At 35.7% G+C, this 15537-nt stretch carries 14 protein-coding genes; 12 read left to right on the top strand and 2 right to left on the bottom strand.

What is annotated here, in order from left to right:
- The first annotated feature begins 526 nt into the window (after positions 1 to 526).
- The 4 genes from RUH95_RS08730 to RUH95_RS08715 all read left to right on the top strand — a co-directional run bounded on the left by RUH95_RS08730 (position 527) and on the right by RUH95_RS08715 (position 7523).
- On the top strand, positions 527 to 1285 hold the full coding sequence (locus RUH95_RS08730; protein ID WP_313892467.1) for a hypothetical protein: 759 nt from the start codon (positions 527 to 529) through the stop codon (positions 1283 to 1285).
- A 1039-nt stretch (positions 1286 to 2324) separates the two neighbouring features.
- Positions 2325 to 4631 carry an ABC transporter permease gene (locus RUH95_RS08725; protein ID WP_313892466.1) on the top strand — a complete coding sequence of 769 codons (2307 nt, stop codon included), beginning with the start codon at positions 2325 to 2327 and terminating at the stop codon, positions 4629 to 4631.
- A 4-nt stretch (positions 4632 to 4635) separates the two neighbouring features.
- Positions 4636 to 5394, top strand: a complete 759-nt coding sequence (locus RUH95_RS08720; RefSeq protein WP_313892465.1) for an ABC transporter ATP-binding protein — start codon at positions 4636 to 4638, stop codon at positions 5392 to 5394.
- A gap of 851 nt (positions 5395 to 6245) precedes the next feature.
- Positions 6246 to 7523, top strand: a complete 1278-nt coding sequence (locus tag RUH95_RS08715; RefSeq protein ID WP_313892477.1) for an IS110 family RNA-guided transposase — start codon at positions 6246 to 6248, stop codon at positions 7521 to 7523.
- A gap of 521 nt (positions 7524 to 8044) precedes the next feature.
- On the opposite strand, the gene RUH95_RS08710 is transcribed toward RUH95_RS08715, so the two are convergent.
- Complete coding sequence (locus RUH95_RS08710) at positions 8045 to 8707, bottom strand: O-methyltransferase (protein WP_313892464.1); 663 nt, start codon at positions 8705 to 8707, stop codon at positions 8045 to 8047.
- A 122-nt stretch (positions 8708 to 8829) separates the two neighbouring features.
- On the opposite strand from RUH95_RS08710, the gene RUH95_RS08705 reads away from it, so the two are divergent.
- The 5 genes from RUH95_RS08705 (at position 8830) to RUH95_RS08685 (ending at position 12078) form a co-directional block, all read left to right on the top strand.
- The gene (locus RUH95_RS08705) at positions 8830 to 9717 is read left to right on the top strand and encodes a LysR family transcriptional regulator (RefSeq protein ID WP_313892463.1); all 888 of its coding nucleotides are present in this window, start codon (positions 8830 to 8832) and stop codon (positions 9715 to 9717) included.
- Between the two features lie 235 nt (positions 9718 to 9952).
- Entirely contained in the window at positions 9953 to 10387 is a 435-nt protein-coding gene (locus RUH95_RS08700; protein ID WP_313892462.1) for a hypothetical protein, read from the top strand.
- A gap of 347 nt (positions 10388 to 10734) precedes the next feature.
- Positions 10735 to 11118, top strand: coding sequence for a hypothetical protein (locus RUH95_RS08695; protein WP_313892461.1), 384 nt, complete (start codon positions 10735 to 10737; stop codon positions 11116 to 11118).
- Positions 11119 to 11281: 163 nt separating this feature from the next.
- Positions 11282 to 11557, top strand: a complete 276-nt coding sequence (locus RUH95_RS08690; protein WP_313892460.1) for a hypothetical protein — start codon at positions 11282 to 11284, stop codon at positions 11555 to 11557.
- Between the two features lie 149 nt (positions 11558 to 11706).
- Positions 11707 to 12078 (top strand): hypothetical protein, encoded by a 372-nt coding sequence (locus RUH95_RS08685; protein WP_313892459.1) that lies wholly within the window; start codon positions 11707 to 11709, stop codon positions 12076 to 12078.
- 251 nt (positions 12079 to 12329) lie between these two features.
- On the opposite strand, the gene RUH95_RS08680 is transcribed toward RUH95_RS08685, so the two are convergent.
- The gene (locus tag RUH95_RS08680) at positions 12330 to 12881 is read right to left on the bottom strand and encodes a recombinase family protein (RefSeq protein ID WP_313892458.1); all 552 of its coding nucleotides are present in this window, start codon (positions 12879 to 12881) and stop codon (positions 12330 to 12332) included.
- A 90-nt stretch (positions 12882 to 12971) separates the two neighbouring features.
- On the opposite strand from RUH95_RS08680, the gene RUH95_RS08675 reads away from it, so the two are divergent.
- The 3 genes from RUH95_RS08675 (at position 12972) to RUH95_RS08665 (ending at position 15442) form a co-directional block, all read left to right on the top strand.
- A complete protein-coding gene (locus RUH95_RS08675) occupies positions 12972 to 14408 on the top strand; it encodes a SulP family inorganic anion transporter (RefSeq protein WP_313892476.1) in 1437 nt (478 codons plus the stop codon).
- Positions 14409 to 14421: 13 nt separating this feature from the next.
- Complete coding sequence (locus tag RUH95_RS08670) at positions 14422 to 14841, top strand: universal stress protein (RefSeq protein WP_313892457.1); 420 nt, start codon at positions 14422 to 14424, stop codon at positions 14839 to 14841.
- Positions 14842 to 15076: 235 nt separating this feature from the next.
- On the top strand, positions 15077 to 15442 hold the full coding sequence (locus tag RUH95_RS08665; protein WP_313892456.1) for a cupin domain-containing protein: 366 nt from the start codon (positions 15077 to 15079) through the stop codon (positions 15440 to 15442).
- Positions 15443 to 15537 lie beyond the last annotated feature (95 nt).

The following is a 15537-nucleotide window of genomic DNA, read 5'->3' as shown; positions in this document are numbered from 1 at the left end:
ACCAATAGTTATAAATTAACAAATTAATATTATCATAATACCTAGGGCATCCATTTGGGTGCTCTTTTAATGTACAAAAAATAAGGAGTGAACATATTGGAAAAATGGATTGCAGGAATAACAGGAACTATAGGATTTTTAAACTCGTATCTAGTGAACGGAGTGGGTATTGCGGTGGCATAAGTAAGACATTACGAAGCGTGTTTGTAGGAGCTTATAAGAAGTCGATTGAGCGTTCTAATAAGAATGTGACTAATACTTCATCTGTGGAGGAACAACCTCGTATGAGTAAGCTTGTGAAGTTTTATAACTGGTTAGAGGAAGTTGAGGGGCGAACTTCAATTAAGAGTAATCCTAATTTGGAGAATTGGTTACTATGGTAGGGGAAGTACAAGTTATGTGGTTTATTTTTAGGCTAAGTTAAAGGCTAGGGTTGTTTTTTTGTGAAGCGATGTAGTTTGTGAGATGTTACACTTAAACTAACGAAGCAGGTCAGTTCAATAAGATAACCAAAGGAGTGTTTTTTGTGGAAAATCAATATACAATTATTTACGATATAGATTATCGCAGAGATGCTAGAATTAAAACAAATGGAGATGGTCAAGAACTCGAATTCACATTTATGGTTCCAGCCGTTTCAGTTCCTCATTTCTTCTATGTACTATTACAACTATGGACTGGAAAAGCGAACAAAGCTGAAATAGACGGTTACGGTTTTTCAGTGACATATTATTTAACGGTGGAGGAGAAAAACCTATGTGTTGAAACTCTCACTTTTAGCGATGATGGTTGTAAACCTATTTTTAGCAATTATAAATTTGACTTTGAGAGATTTGCCAAAGCATTAGCTAAAGCATTTTCTGAATATTTCCAAGAGCAAAAGAATAAAGGACTATATCCTCTTAATCCTCTTGAAGTTGATGAATACTGTCATCACTTATCGAATGAAGTAATTGAAAAATATGAAGAATTCTCGACCATCATCAACGAGAGTGAATTGAATATGATTAGACCAGTAGAGGAGAGAAAAGGTAATACTTTGTTAGATGATGTACTTGCGTTTCACCTTTTAAAATCCGAAAAGGAAGGTATAGAATTTCTCCTAAAAAACGATTACAAAAAAGTAAATGGTTTAGGTTATTACGTTGTATCATTCCACGGAGAAGGATTAGAAGAAAGAGTGTTGCAAACTGTATTTAACGATATGAACGATGCCGTAAATTGTATGGAGTTACTGGTACAAAGCTTAGATAATGGTCATTGTAGAGATATATTAGGTATTTAAAAGAGGATTTTAAATCAACCTTTACCTTTAACATAGCCTATTTTTATAAGTTTTACTTTAGATTTATATGAATTTTAACCCCACTTTAACCCCATTGGCGATAATTTCATAAATGTTATTTAAATAAAAAAAGTCACAACCCCATATATATCAATGGTTGCGACTACATTATTAATATGGTCCCGACTGGTCTCGAACCAGCGACCCCCACCTTGTCGAATTTATCTCGCTTATATAATCTAGATAAAGTGAGTTCGATTAGGTTAAATAAGTCTGGTTTAATAAGGTTTTGGAGATAGTGAAAATCATTTCAGTAAAATAAGATCGGTAGAGAAAATTAATTATGCGGACAAATTGCGGACAAAAGAGTAGACAGGTGGTCTGTATTACTTTTTTAATGAAAACAGGTTACTACAGTTTTAGTAATGGCTAATCCTATATGATTTAATTTGAGTATTACCTTCGTTACATATGTCTTATAGATTTCTTTAAATAAAATTCCGACTAATTCATTAATTACTTACATTACAATCAAGTATTAGAAGTAACAACTTTTCCTTTCATATTAGCAAGTCAGTTCATTTAAGAAAATATTTTTTATATAGAAAAAAGGACTTCTTCATAAGAAGATTATTTATATAGAATAGTGAGGTTTTTAAACTACGTGGGGTTGCTATAAGAAGGATTAACGCAAAAACGACGGAAAATTGAGCAAAGAACAAGAAATAAAGGAAGAAAGTGTTGTTTTTGAACGAGTGGAGCCCTAAAAAAAGTTTTCGAGAGAACGGGTATTTTGGTTTCAAATTGCATATAAAGAGGAACCTAAAAAATCACCTTTCAACACTTATTGAATCAAACAAGCGGTTTTTCTACATATGATGGTAAAGTAGCTTAATGCTCTTTTTTATTGAATGTGACAATTATTGGGAAATTATTTCAACCTTAAGGTGCAACAAATCTCAGTCTTGAGGCGTACAATAAATCTTTAATTATCTGTTAGATTTAAATTATAAAAGAAAAACTTATATGGAGTTGACTTATGTATACCAGAATAATAGGCAATGACATTTTAAAGAGCAAAGCAATAACGTTGACAACGATGATATTTGTTGCTGCTGCGGCTATGCTTGTTTCACTAGCGGCGATACTCGTCGTCAATCTTTCGGGCTCGTTAGATACACTTATGAAACATGCTAAAACTCCGCATTTTATGCAGATGCATTCGGGTGAAATTGATACTGCGCGGCTTGCATCATTTTCGGAGCAAAATAGCAATGTCGATGATTATCAGGTGGTTGAATTTCTTAACATTGATAGTGCGCAGATTATATTGGGCGAAAATTCGCTCACAAATAGTGTTCAGGATAACGGCTTCAGCGTACAAAACGAAAAATTCGATTATCTTCTTGATCTTAACGGTAATATCATCGACGTATATGACGGTGAAATTTATGTTCCAATAAGTTATATGAGGGATCACACCGCAAAGGTTGGTGACAAGGCTGTAATAAGCGGGAAGGAATTTACTATTGCAGGATTTCTCCGAGATTCAACTATGAATTCCTCGCTCTCCGCGTCAAAGCGATTTCTTGTAAGCACCAATGATTTCGCGAAAATTAAAGCCCTTGGAAGTATCGAGTATCTGATTGAGTTTAGATTAGAGGATTACTCGGCTATAAGCGAATTTGAAGCAGCTTATGCTTCCGCAGGACTTGAAGCGAACGGCCCAACGGTTACATATACGCTTTTCAAAACGATGAACGCCATTTCTGATGGGATGATGATTGCGGTTATCTTTCTTGTAAGCGCTCTTGTCGTTGCCATCGCATTTATGAGCATACGTTTTACGCTCCTTGCAAAAATTGAAGATGACTACCGTGAAATTGGTGTTATGAAAGCAATAGGGCTTCATCTTTCCGACATAAAGAAGATTTATCTTGCGAAATATACAGTTATTGCGGCGGCAGGTAGTGTTCTTGGTTTTATTCTTTCTCTTATGGTTCAAGGTATCCTTCTTGAAAATATACGGCTTTTTATGGGTGAAAGCGAAAATTCTTCTGTTGCAATAGTTTTAGGGATAATTGGAATACTGGTTGTATTTCTTGCAATTATTGCTTATGTAAACGGAGTGCTGAAACGTTTTCGGAAAATCTCCGCTGCGGAAGCTATACGCTTTGGTACTTTACAGGAAAAGAAGGCCAATGCTAAGCGTTTTTCCTTAATAAGAAACAGAGTGTTTAGTACGAATGTTTTTCTCGGAATCAAGGATGTCTTCGCAAGAAAAAGACTATACGCCACAATGCTTGTGGTACTGGTGATTTCTGCATTTTTAATTATTGTTCCGCAGAACCTTTACAACACAATTTCCGAAAAAAGTTTCATCCAATATATGGGCATTGGAAACTACGATCTGCGAATACAGACCAATATAAATGACAAAAGCGATGAAATTGTGAAGACAATAGACAGCGACAGTGCCGTTTCGAAATATGCTGTTATGACAACTAAGACTTTCAAAGTAAAAACAAGAAACGGGTCAGAGGAAAATATAAAAGTTGAACTCGGTGATCATTCGGCATTTCCTATAGAGTATTCTGAAGGCAGAGCTCCTGCTGCGGAAAACGAAATCTCTCTTTCGTCTATAAACTCCGAAGAACTGGGCAAAAAGGTCGGCGATGTCATTACGCTTGTTATTGAAGGGAAGGAGAAAGATCTCAAGGTAAGCGGAACATATTCGGATGTCACCAACGGTGGTAAAACAGCCAAGTCAGTTTTCATCGACAATTCGGCGAGCGTCATGTGGATCATTATCTGTGTTGAACTTTTGGATAAATCTCTTGTCGACAGCAAGGTTTTAGGGTATTCGGAAAAATTCGATTTTGCAAAGACGTCTGACATTGATGAATTTGTTTCTCAAACTCTCGGGTCGGCAATAAGTTCCGTTGAAATGGCTTCTTACGCCTCAATTGCCGTTGCACTGGTTATTACGGTACTGGTTACACTGTTGTTCATGAAAATGCTTATTGCGAAGGATAGATATTCCATTGCCGTCATGAAAGCGCTCGGTTTTACAAACTCGGATATTAAGACACAGTATGTTTCTCGTTCGGTTTTCGTTCTTATTGTTGGAATTATTCTGGGTACACTTCTTGCGAATACTCTCGGAGAGGTACTTGCTGGCGCGCTTATCGCTTCGTTTGGAGCATCAACTTTTAACTTTACAGTCAATCCACTTTCAGCGTATTTGCTTAGTCCGCTGCTGATGATAGTCGCGGTGCTTATAGCTACAATGTTGGGTACATTAGGTGCGGGACAAATAAAAATTTCCGACAATATTAAGGAGTAGACATATGAAAAAAATTATAATAGGTGAAAACATTGTAAAATCTTATGGTGTGGTCGATGAACAGCGTAATGTTCTCGACGGAGTGTCCGTTGAAATAAATGAGGGTGAATTCGTTGCAATTATGGGGCCATCGGGATCGGGAAAATCTACACTAATGTTTATTTTGAGTGGAATGGATAGCGTTAACGACGGAAAGGTCGTTTTTGATGGCAAGGATCTAACGGAGGTCGGGGAGAAAGAGCTTTCAGAAATACGCAGAACAAAAATGGGATTTATATTTCAGCAGCCTACTATGCTGAAAAATCTCAATATCCTAGATAACATTATTCTTCCTTCAATGCGCGATAACAGAAAAAACGCAACTAAAATATCTGAGAAGGCTAGAATGCTAATGGAAAGGGTAGGCATTGGAGAGCTTGAAAAGCGTTATATTACACAGGTTTCGGGAGGTCAGCTTCAGCGTGCGGGAATATGCCGAGCGCTTATGAACAACCCGCAAATCATCTTCGGTGACGAACCTACAGGCGCGCTCAACTCAAAATCTTCAGATGAGATTATGGACATATTTTCAGAAATTAACGCGGACGGAACGGCGCTTATGCTTGTTACTCATGACGCAAAGGTTGCGGCGCGGACAGATCGAATTATGTTTATGCGTGACGGAAATATCGTTAGTGAGTTGAAGCTTCCAAAGTTTGACGGGAAGGATATTGAAGATAGAGTCAATGAGGTTACAGTTAAAATGAGGAAAGTAGGAATATGATTTGTTGTATTATCGATAGATTTAAAGAGAATGCCGAAAAAGAAATATAAAATTTTTAAATAACGAGGGTGTTATCAAAAAAGGGAATCAATGCATATAATCTTATTTTATTTAATATACTATTTGTTTAAATTAATAACAACTTTCAAACCTTCTCTCATTTAATTGGGGGAAGGCTTTGGTTGAAACATAAATTCTCTAAAGAAGCATTTAGCTGATTTATTGGGCATATCATTATCTTTGCTTTTGCTGGATACAAACTTTTGGAAGCAATAAACATTACTGAACATAACAACTTCATGGGTTCAGAAAATGCTTCACTGAGTGTTATATTCTCAGGTGTTTTATGGGCGATTAGTATAGTTTGTTTAATAATTGGGCTTTCACGCCTTCTTTCATTTAAAACAACAAAAAAGGGATAATTATATGCTTATTCAACTAATGAAGCAGTTTAGTTGAACAATGATAAACAACTACAAAGAAGTGAAAATAATATGATTAGTGCCTCTGTACTCATAGGAGGGTTTTTAATGCCTATCTTGTGTGTTATATTTTGTTTAAATTTGGTTTCTATATTGAAAAAGGTAAAACACGAAGAAAATACTACGGTCAATACTTTTTGGCTTACAATATCGTTTACTCTTATTATGTGGAGCATTGCAATATTAGCAGCAGCGGGCATTAATTAAGCTAACGTGTGCTTTACTTCAATAAGGAGTAGAGCCTTTTTTACTAACGGGGCAGCATTCCTGTTTGAAAGATGTTTGTGGTCTTGAATCAAAAAGAGCCCTCTAGTATGATCATGAGTGTCAACGCACATTGACCCATTTTCAAACTAGGAGGACCCCTTTATTCATTTTAAAGTGAATGAAAAAATTAATCAAGTAACTGAAAATACTCTCGTCATAGGAATAGACATTGCGAAGCGCGTTCATTACGCCTGCTTTGTAGATGAACGAGGACGTGTGATTGAAAAAGCTTTTGCGGTACATCAATCAAATAAAGGATTCGAAACTTTGTATACAAAGATTTGTCAAACAATGAATGAAACGAAGAAAACAGAAGTAATTGTTGGAATTGAACCTACGGGTCACTACTGGATGAACTTAGCGTATTTCTTAGACCAATATGGAATCCCACTCGTCATGGTCAATCCAATGCACGTCAAACGTTCGAAAGAACTGGACGATAATCTACCAACAAAGAACGATAAAAAAGACGCGTTGGTCATCTCACGTCTAATGAAAGACGGACGTTTTAGCTATCCACGTATATTAAAAGACATAGATGCCGAATTGCGCATTGGGTCTACCCTCCGTTCAAAGTTAACGGAGGATTTAGCGAGTATTAAAAATCGAATCATTCGTTGGCTCGATTGCTATTTTCCTGAATTCACTCAAGTCTTTCCTTCTTTCGGAAAGATGGCACTTACGGCACTGGAAACAACGCCCATGCCACAACAGATTCATGGGAAAACAGCTGAAGAACTAGTCCTCTTATACCGTCAGGTAGGGGGTATGAGAGCTCCACAGTTACCGAAAGCTAAGCTACTTATTCACGCTGCAACAAATTCCATCGGACTGATAGAAGGTACGCAGATGGCCCGACAAGAAATTGCCACTCTCCTTCGTCAGTATCGCTTATTAGAAAGCGAAATTGAATCCGTGAACAGTCAATTAGCCGAAATGGCAAAGACAACGATGGAATATGACCTACTAGCGTCAGTTCCAGGTTTAGGAGATGCGACGATTGTTGATTTATTATCAGAAGTAGGAAGTTTTTCACTTTATGAGAATCCACGCCAACTCATCAAACTATCGGCATTAACATTACGTGAAAACTCTTCTGGACAACATAAGGGGCAAAAACATATCTCCAAACGAGGAAGAAAGAAACTTAGATATATTCTTTTCAAAGTAATAGTTCCACTTATTCGTCACAACCAAGCGTTTAAACACTTACATGAATACTACACAACACGGAAACAAAATCCCTTACGGGGCAAGCAATCGATGGTAGTACTCTGTGGTAAATTACTAAAAGTATTACATGGAATTTGTAAAAAGAAAGTTTATTTTAACGAGCAAGCTATGATGAAAGATCTTTACTGTCTCGGAGAAGCAGGGTAAGCATTTCCAATCAACGACCTACCATAGGATGACTCGGAGAAGCCGGCACTATAACTAACACTAAGACTATGAGTCCCCGGGGCAGCTTAGCTGGCCTCTGCCTTATGAATAGACCGAACGAAGGAATGTAAGCGCACTGACGCTAAGAGACATGGGAGGGTACGTCGTCATAAGTTTCGCAGAGATCCATTGTGCATCACAATAGTGGAGAAAAAAGCTAATGATTTCCATTAGTTTTAGCGAAGCGTACGCTCAACTTGGTAATAAAATCTATAAATTCAAGACTCTGCTTATCAGAGAAGAGAAAAATATTTTTCTTAAATCACGAAGTGATGAAAATCGTTGATATCTCAATGTTTATAGAGGGAGGTTAGTAAAATAAGCAGCGTGTTAAAATTTGGCTATAAAAAGAGGGAAGTGACTACTAGGATAGCTATTACACGTTTAAGGAAGAGCTAGTAGTGGCTGTAGAGTAGATGGCAGAAGGCTATGTCAAATTAATTTTGACATAGCTTTCTAATTTATTTTACGATACTTATCACAAAACCATCGTATCCTTTATTGCCAACCGTTTGTATAGCTGTAGATTCAATACGAGGTTCTTTTTCTAATATATCCATAAATTTACGTACACCTTGTACGCGGTCATCTTCACTTCTTTCGTCAATAACTTCACCGTTTCGAACGACATTATCACTAATTATCAGTGCCCCATTGTTCGCTAATTCTAATGCCCATTTTAAGTAATGAGGATTATTGGGTTTGTCTGCATCAATAAAAAATAAGTCAAAGAATGTACCTTTTTCTTTAAGGGTAGGTAAGGATTCTAATGCTTTTCCTACTATGACTTCGACTTTACTCGTACAGCCTGCATTCTGAATATTCTTTATAGCTATTTTTGCATACTCCGGTTCAATTTCAAGTGTATATACTTTACCAGTTTCAGGGAGTGCACGTGCAAGCCATATACTACTATATCCACCTAGGGTACCGATTTCTAAAATGTTTTTAGCTCCTTTAATTTTAGCCAATAGGTATAGAAGTTTACCTTGTGTTGGTGAGACATCAATTTCTGGAATACCAGCCTCTTTATTAGCTTGCAATACTCCTTCAAGTGTTACATCAGATGGTATTAGTTTATCGATAAAATATTCATCTACATCTTTCCAAACGTTATTCTGCAAAATGGTAACCTCTTTTCTAATTTGTTTATTCTTCCAACAAAAGTGTATGATAAAATGAATCATAATAAAAATATATTATTATTATTCATCCATAACTTTATGTTATAGATAGGGGTGGAATCATGAATATACATGGCTTAAAATTATTTTATCAAGTAGCTAGTACAGGTAGTTTCACAAAGGCAGCCAAATTGATGTGTATTAGTCAACCGGCAGTTTCTAGCCAAATTAAAAAATTTGAACATGAAATTGGAGTTCCGTTATTTAAGCAACAAGGGCGAGGTGTTGTATTAACTGACTTCGGGAAATCATTAGCAGAAAAAGCAAAAAATCTTGTTACTCTTGAAGAGCATATTGAATCTTATATTGAGGATTATCGACTTGCCAAGGCAGGAACAATTCAAATTGTTGCTACGTATCTACCTGCAAATTTTTTAATACCTAAATGGGCAGCTACGTTTAAAAGTGCAAATGAAGATGTCAATTTAGTTATTACAACTGCCAATACGAAAGATGCATTTGAGCAACTCATACATTATAAAGCCGATATTGCTATTTATGGGGGTGGGGTATCGGAAAGACCAGAGGAAGTAACATGGGAAGAGTTATTTGAAGATGAACTTTGGTTTGTTGTATCTTCAACTCATCCGTTTGCTAATAAAACTATTTCGTTAGTGGAGATGGTTAAAGAATCATTTATTATGCGTGAAGAAGGAAGTTCGATGAGAGAACACCTTTTTTCTTTATGCCAAACCCACCAAGTAAGATCACCAAAAATCTCACTTCAGTTTAGTGGGATTAATGAAACAATTCGTTCTGTAATGGCTGGATATGGTGCAAGTTTTATTTCATCGCTCGCTGTTCGAGAGTATGTAGATAATAGCCAATTGGCCAGAGTGTATGTACAGGATATACATATCACACATAAAATCGCTATTTGCACAAGAAAAGCTGAGAAGCATAGCTTACTTGTGCAAAAATTTATAGAAATTGTTAAAAATAGTCTGTGAGTATATTCCACCCTTCTGTCATTAAGGATAGCGGTTGTTCAATAAGTTAAAAGAAAGGAATTTAACATGTAATTTTTTTGTGGTTTTCGATTTCCTTTTACGTTAACAGAGCATTCTTCTTAAACTACCGGGTGCTTTACTTCAATAAGGAGTAAAGCTTTTTTTACTAACGGTGCAGTTTAGTGGAAGAAGAGGTTATATAATATTCCATTTAATTGTTAAAGGAAGTGAAAAAATGTTAATTTATTATTCGGTACTAATTATTGGTATTTTGTTAGTAATAGTGGTGGTATTTACATTTATCGCTATTTATAGTGGTGAAGATTACACAATATTAAATGTAGGTAAAATCCTTGTAGCCTTATCACTTGGTGTTTTATGTTTAGTGATTACTCTCCCAAGCCTTAAATATGTTGTGCTAAAGGAATATGATGTCGTCAGTGGGAAATGTGTTATCGAAATAGATTCATCAGGTCGTACTTCTGAAGCGGACTTTAAAATGCTTAATACAGATGAAGTGTTTAGTTTCAGAGATATTCCTGCACTTGATGCTTATGGAAAGTCAATTCCTTATTATTGCAAGGTGACAGTTACAAAAGATCATAAGTTTGGAGTTAGTTATAAAATATATGATGCTAAAACACGAAAGTTAATATTAACAAGCAAATAGCTTATGCTTGCAGTTATAAATGTTCATATTCAACTAAACCAGATAATAGTGTCTTTTTCTATTATAAGTTTGTGAAAAATTGTACTTAAAGTAACGGGTGCTTTACTTCAATAAGGAGTAAAGCCTTTTTTACTAACGGAGCAGGTTAGTTTAATAAGAAAAACTGGATTAATGATATTTTCGAATAGAAAATTTATTGAAAATTGGAACTTCTTTTTTGTTTCAAACGTATTTAATTAAATGGGTAGTTTTGTAAGAAACGTGATATACAATGAAAGAATTTGTATCAAGTTTTTACTTATAGTCAGTTGGTAAAGTATAAAATTATATGAACGGAGGCGGGTAAAATGGTGAAAAAGATTGCGATGGGTTTCTTGTTCATACTACTTGCTGGTTGTGTAGTTATCGGCGGAGGAAACTTGCATTTTAAAGGAGAAAGTGACAATTGGCTAGTGAAGTATACAGTGGTGGACAACGGGAATTCTGGTCAAGTTGCTAGCTACATTATAGACTATATCGGAGAAGGGAATAGCCCAGAATCATTCGACTACGTTGTATCTGCTAGCATAGCTAAGAGTGAACAAGCAAGAACAGGGGCAAGTTTCAAAGAAAAAGGAATTCTCGAAGAAACCAATATTCAACTAGGGGCAAGGATACAAGAAGATGAAATTATCGTGGCGGAATTTTCATGGGATGGTAAAACAGAAAAAGTCATATTAGAACTAAAATAAATGGAATTCATGAATGGTAAATAAGCTAAGTTAGGATTTTAAGGGTAAAGGTAATTGATAAACAGTTTCTTCAACTAACGGGTGCTTTACTTCAAGATGGAGTAAAGCCTTTTTTCTTATTGAACTAAAGCAGCAGTTTAGTTCACTAAGGGGGATATGAAAATTGGAAATGAAGTATAGTAAGTACTCTATCATTCTAATTGTCGTTGGGATTTTTATTGCGTACATGATTTTTCCACCTATCAATATTACTTTTGGAAAGTGGTCTATGATAGCCATACCCATCGGTTTTGCTATCTATTTAACAGGCATAGCACTTGGAATTATCGCTTTCATTAAGAAAGAAAAAGGGTTTATTAAATATATTTCGTTAATTTCTATTTTGTTGGGTGTTTTGTTTGTTGTATTCCTCTCTTATATATTCGGGGGAGAAATCTAAGTAATGTTGAATAAGCTCACTTTCCTTATTCAACTAACGGGTGCTTTACTTCAAGAAGGGGTAAAGCATTTTTTCTTATTGAACTAACGAAGCAGGTTAGTTGAATAACGTAACATTTGAGTTAGTACGTCTAATAAGGAGGGGGACATATGAACCATCTATTAAAACTGTGGTTATCGTTATTCATTCTTATTGTCCTTAATGGATGTGGACCGACTTCTGAAATTAAAGAAAGTGGAAAAGATTCTTTGAAAGAAACCGCTGAAGTTCCCATAAACTCAGGTGGTCCTCTTCCACTGCAGTGGATAAATTATGGTGGGGAGAAATATGTTTTTAACAGAATTATTCCAAAAGATGAAGTGGATATGAGTCAAATTGTCTCAACAAACGCATTAACAGCATTAGGAGATGGTGCTGAATTTGAAAATGAGATTTTTCTTTACAAGGAAGACTGTAGTTTATTCATAATAGATAACACAGGACCTACTGAACAATGGGCGAATTTCACTAAAAATAATTAAATTAATTTTGGGCAATATTGTTATTGAACTTAAAATGGTTTGAGTTAAGCAGATCAAATAGCTACTTTTCTTGTTGAACTAACGGTGCAGGTTAGTTCAATAAGGGATTTCTATATGACAACAAAATATAATTCTCTTTCAAGTTTATCAGTTGTAATGATTGTACATATAACAAAAAACCAAGCTAATCAGACAGTGGAATTGGTTTGAATTAGCTCGGTTTTTATTTAATTCCAAAATATGAACAATTTTTATCCATTTTGAGCTGCCTCTAAGTAACGGTAAAGCGTTGATTTACTGATGCCCGTTTCATTTTTAATATCAAGCAATGTAAAGTTGCCAGAATGATACATGGAAATTGCTTTTTTTATGTTGTTATCGGATTTTTTGGGACGCCCGATGGATTTACCTTGTTCTTTCGCCTGCACAAGCCCAAGTGTTGTTGATTGTTTCACGATATCGGATTGGAATTGAAGTATATGCATCATCATGTCTTGTAAAGAGAAAGCTAAAATTTCGCTGCTTTGAATCCCTTCTTTTAAGAAATGAATCGTCACACCGTCTTTTTCACAGAGTTTTAAAAGTTCAACGAGATGTCTTGTGGTATCAGCTAGCGCAAACAATCTCTCCACCACGATTATATCATCGGCTTGTAATGCCATAAGCATCTCCTCTAGTTGTGTACGTTTCTTAGGTGAACCATGTAATTCACGATAAATGGTCTCGCATTGAAAAGGTATGATATTTAATTGATTATCACATTTGTCATCGTCATATAGAGGACGTATATATCCATAAATCATATTTTTCGCTCCTAACAAAGTCCTGAAAAGGTTCCTTTTTGGGACTAGGGGTGTTATGATAATCAAAGAATTTTAAGAATAAAGGAGATTATCATGCAAAGTTTAAAACAACAATGGTTTGGAAATGTGCGTGGCGATATACTATCGGGTATCGTTGTTGCACTTGCACTGATTCCAGAAGCCATTGCCTTTTCCATTATCGCAGGGGTTGACCCAATGGTTGGTCTATATGCGTCATTTTGTATCGCTGTCATTATCGCATTTGTTGGTGGCAGACCAGGTATGATTTCAGCAGCAACGGGTGCTATGGCACTGCTTATGGTTCCATTAGTAAAAGATCATGGTTTAGATTATTTATTAGCAGCTACAATTTTAACAGGTATTATTCAACTACTATTTGGTGTGTTTAAAGTAGCGAAGGTAATGAAATTTATTCCAAATGCCGTTATGATCGGCTTCGTTAACTCATTAGCCATTCTAATATTCTTAGCACAAGTACCACATTTCATCGGTATTTCTACGATGACGTATGTATTTGTCAGTGTGACGCTTTTACTTGTCTATACATTACCACGTTTTATAAAGGTGTTACCAGCGCCACTTATTGCGATTGTCGGTTTAACGGCTGTTGCACTCTTTAGTGGGGTGGAATTAAAAACAATTGGGGATTTAGGTAACATTACTCAAACCCTCCCTTCTTTCTTGATTCCTAATGTACCTTTTACTTTTGAAACACTTCTAATCATTTTTCCTTATTCGATTGCTTTAGCAATCGTTGGTTTACTTGAATCATTATTAACGGCTCAAATTGTCGATGATATGACCGCAACAGAAAGTGAAAAAAACAAAGAAGCAAGAGGACAAGGAATTGCGAATTTCATTACTGGATTCTTTGGAGGAATGGCTGGTTGTGCAATGATTGGTCAATCCGTAATTAATGTTAAGTCTGGTGGACGTGGACGTTTATCGACACTGACAGCTGGTTTATTTTTAATATTTTTAATCATCGTGTTAGGCGACTTAGTAGTGAAAATTCCAATGCCTGTACTTGTAGGAATCATGATTATGGTAAGTATCGGTACATTTGATTGGAATTCATTTAAATATTTAATAAAAGCGCCCCGTACAGATGCCTTTGTGATGTTTGCGACCGTCGTGATCGTTGTCTATACACATGACTTATCAAAAGGGGTCATTGCGGGGGTAATTTTAAGTGCGATCTTCTTCGTTGTAAAAATCTCGACACTGAAAATTATAAAACAAGATTATCGTTATATTGTAAATGGTCAGCTTTTCTTTGCTTCAACGGATGCTTTTATTGATTATTTTAAAAAAGCAGATATGCAAGAAAAAAATATTCAAATTGATTTCTCAAACAGTCGCATTTGGGATGATTCAGGCGTAGGGGCATTATTGAAAGTAAAAGAGATGTTGAGTCAAAATGGTATTAAGGTTGAAGTATCAGGATTAGATACTTCCAGTCAAAAGATAATCACACAATTAGATGAGATGTCATCATCTCATTAAAGGGGGATTTAGTATGTATAAACATATTTTATTAGCTGCTGATGGTTCAGAGAATTCTATTCGTGCAGCAAAAGAAACAGTTAAAATTGCTTTATGTAGTCCAGACTCATTAGTCGAAATTATATATGTAGCTAATTTTGAAAAAGCAAAGACAGAGGTGTTGCATGCAAGCTCTAATGAGGCATTAAACCTTGAACGTCGTAAAAAAGTTCAAAATGTGGAGCAACTACTGCGTGATGCCAGTATTTCGTACAAAGTAACGATTTTACATGGTACACCAGGACCAGAAATTGTGAAATATGCGAATGAACAGGCGGTTGATCTTGTCATTATCGGCAGTCGAGGGCTAAATGGATTGCAAGAAATGGTGTTAGGTAGCGTAAGTCATAAAGTGATGAAACGTGTAAATTGCCCTGCATTGATTGTAAAATAGGATTCATTTTAATAAAATGCACTTAAGAGTTCTTAAACTTTATCAGAGAATAATATATTTTTCTTTTTTCACTAACGGGTGCTTTAGTTGAATAAGGTAAATCAAGATTTTTCTGGGTTTATCGTTACACATTTGGAACATTATGCGCATGAAAATATTATTGAACAAACACAGCAGGTTGGTTGATATATCATCTTATGAGAATGACAGAAATTAAAACACTGGGAGGAAATATATGAATTATCATTCTATTAATCTAAGCGAGAAATTGTCCAAATTCAGTGAACACTGGTCACCCAAAGTTGTTAGTGAAATGAATGACTATCAGTTTAAGTTAGTCAAGATTCTGGGGGATTTTGTTTGGCACGATCATAAAGACACTGATGAGGCATTCATTGTTATAGACGGAGAAATGGTCATCTCATTCCGCGATGGAGAGGTTAAACTCTCTAAAGGGGAAATGTATGTGATACCAAAAGGTGTGGAGCATAAGCCTTATGCTGAAAAGGAGTGCCATATAATGCTTATAGAGCCTAAAGGTGTAGTCAATACTGGCGAAACTAGTTCTGAAATAACTGCTGAAAACAATGTGTGGATTTAAACTAATTAGTTACTTTCTCTGAAACAACATACCTGATTGTTGGTGCTTTAGTTTAATAATTTTAATTAAAGTCAACAGTAACCTGTTGGCTTTTT

The sequence above is a fragment of the Psychrobacillus sp. genome (assembly GCF_032154225.1).
Lineage (GTDB): Bacteria > Bacillota > Bacilli > Bacillales_A > Planococcaceae > Psychrobacillus.
This window is presented reverse-complemented; position numbering and strand designations above follow the sequence as displayed.

What these genes read in the sequence shown, in the direction of transcription:
- RUH95_RS08700 (WP_313892462.1), top strand. Translation starts at nt 9,953, where the DNA reads ATGTTAATTTATTATTCGGTACTAATTATTGGTATTTTGTTAGTAATA.
- RUH95_RS08680 (WP_313892458.1), bottom strand. Translation starts at nt 12,881, where the DNA reads ATGATTTATGGATATATACGTCCTCTATATGACGATGACAAATGTGAT.
- RUH95_RS08720 (WP_313892465.1), top strand. Translation starts at nt 4,636, where the DNA reads ATGAAAAAAATTATAATAGGTGAAAACATTGTAAAATCTTATGGTGTG.
- RUH95_RS08725 (WP_313892466.1), top strand. Translation starts at nt 2,325, where the DNA reads ATGTATACCAGAATAATAGGCAATGACATTTTAAAGAGCAAAGCAATA.
- RUH95_RS08665 (WP_313892456.1), top strand. Translation starts at nt 15,077, where the DNA reads ATGAATTATCATTCTATTAATCTAAGCGAGAAATTGTCCAAATTCAGT.
- RUH95_RS08685 (WP_313892459.1), top strand. Translation starts at nt 11,707, where the DNA reads ATGAACCATCTATTAAAACTGTGGTTATCGTTATTCATTCTTATTGTC.
- RUH95_RS08705 (WP_313892463.1), top strand. Translation starts at nt 8,830, where the DNA reads ATGAATATACATGGCTTAAAATTATTTTATCAAGTAGCTAGTACAGGT.
- RUH95_RS08695 (WP_313892461.1), top strand. Translation starts at nt 10,735, where the DNA reads ATGGTGAAAAAGATTGCGATGGGTTTCTTGTTCATACTACTTGCTGGT.
- RUH95_RS08670 (WP_313892457.1), top strand. Translation starts at nt 14,422, where the DNA reads ATGTATAAACATATTTTATTAGCTGCTGATGGTTCAGAGAATTCTATT.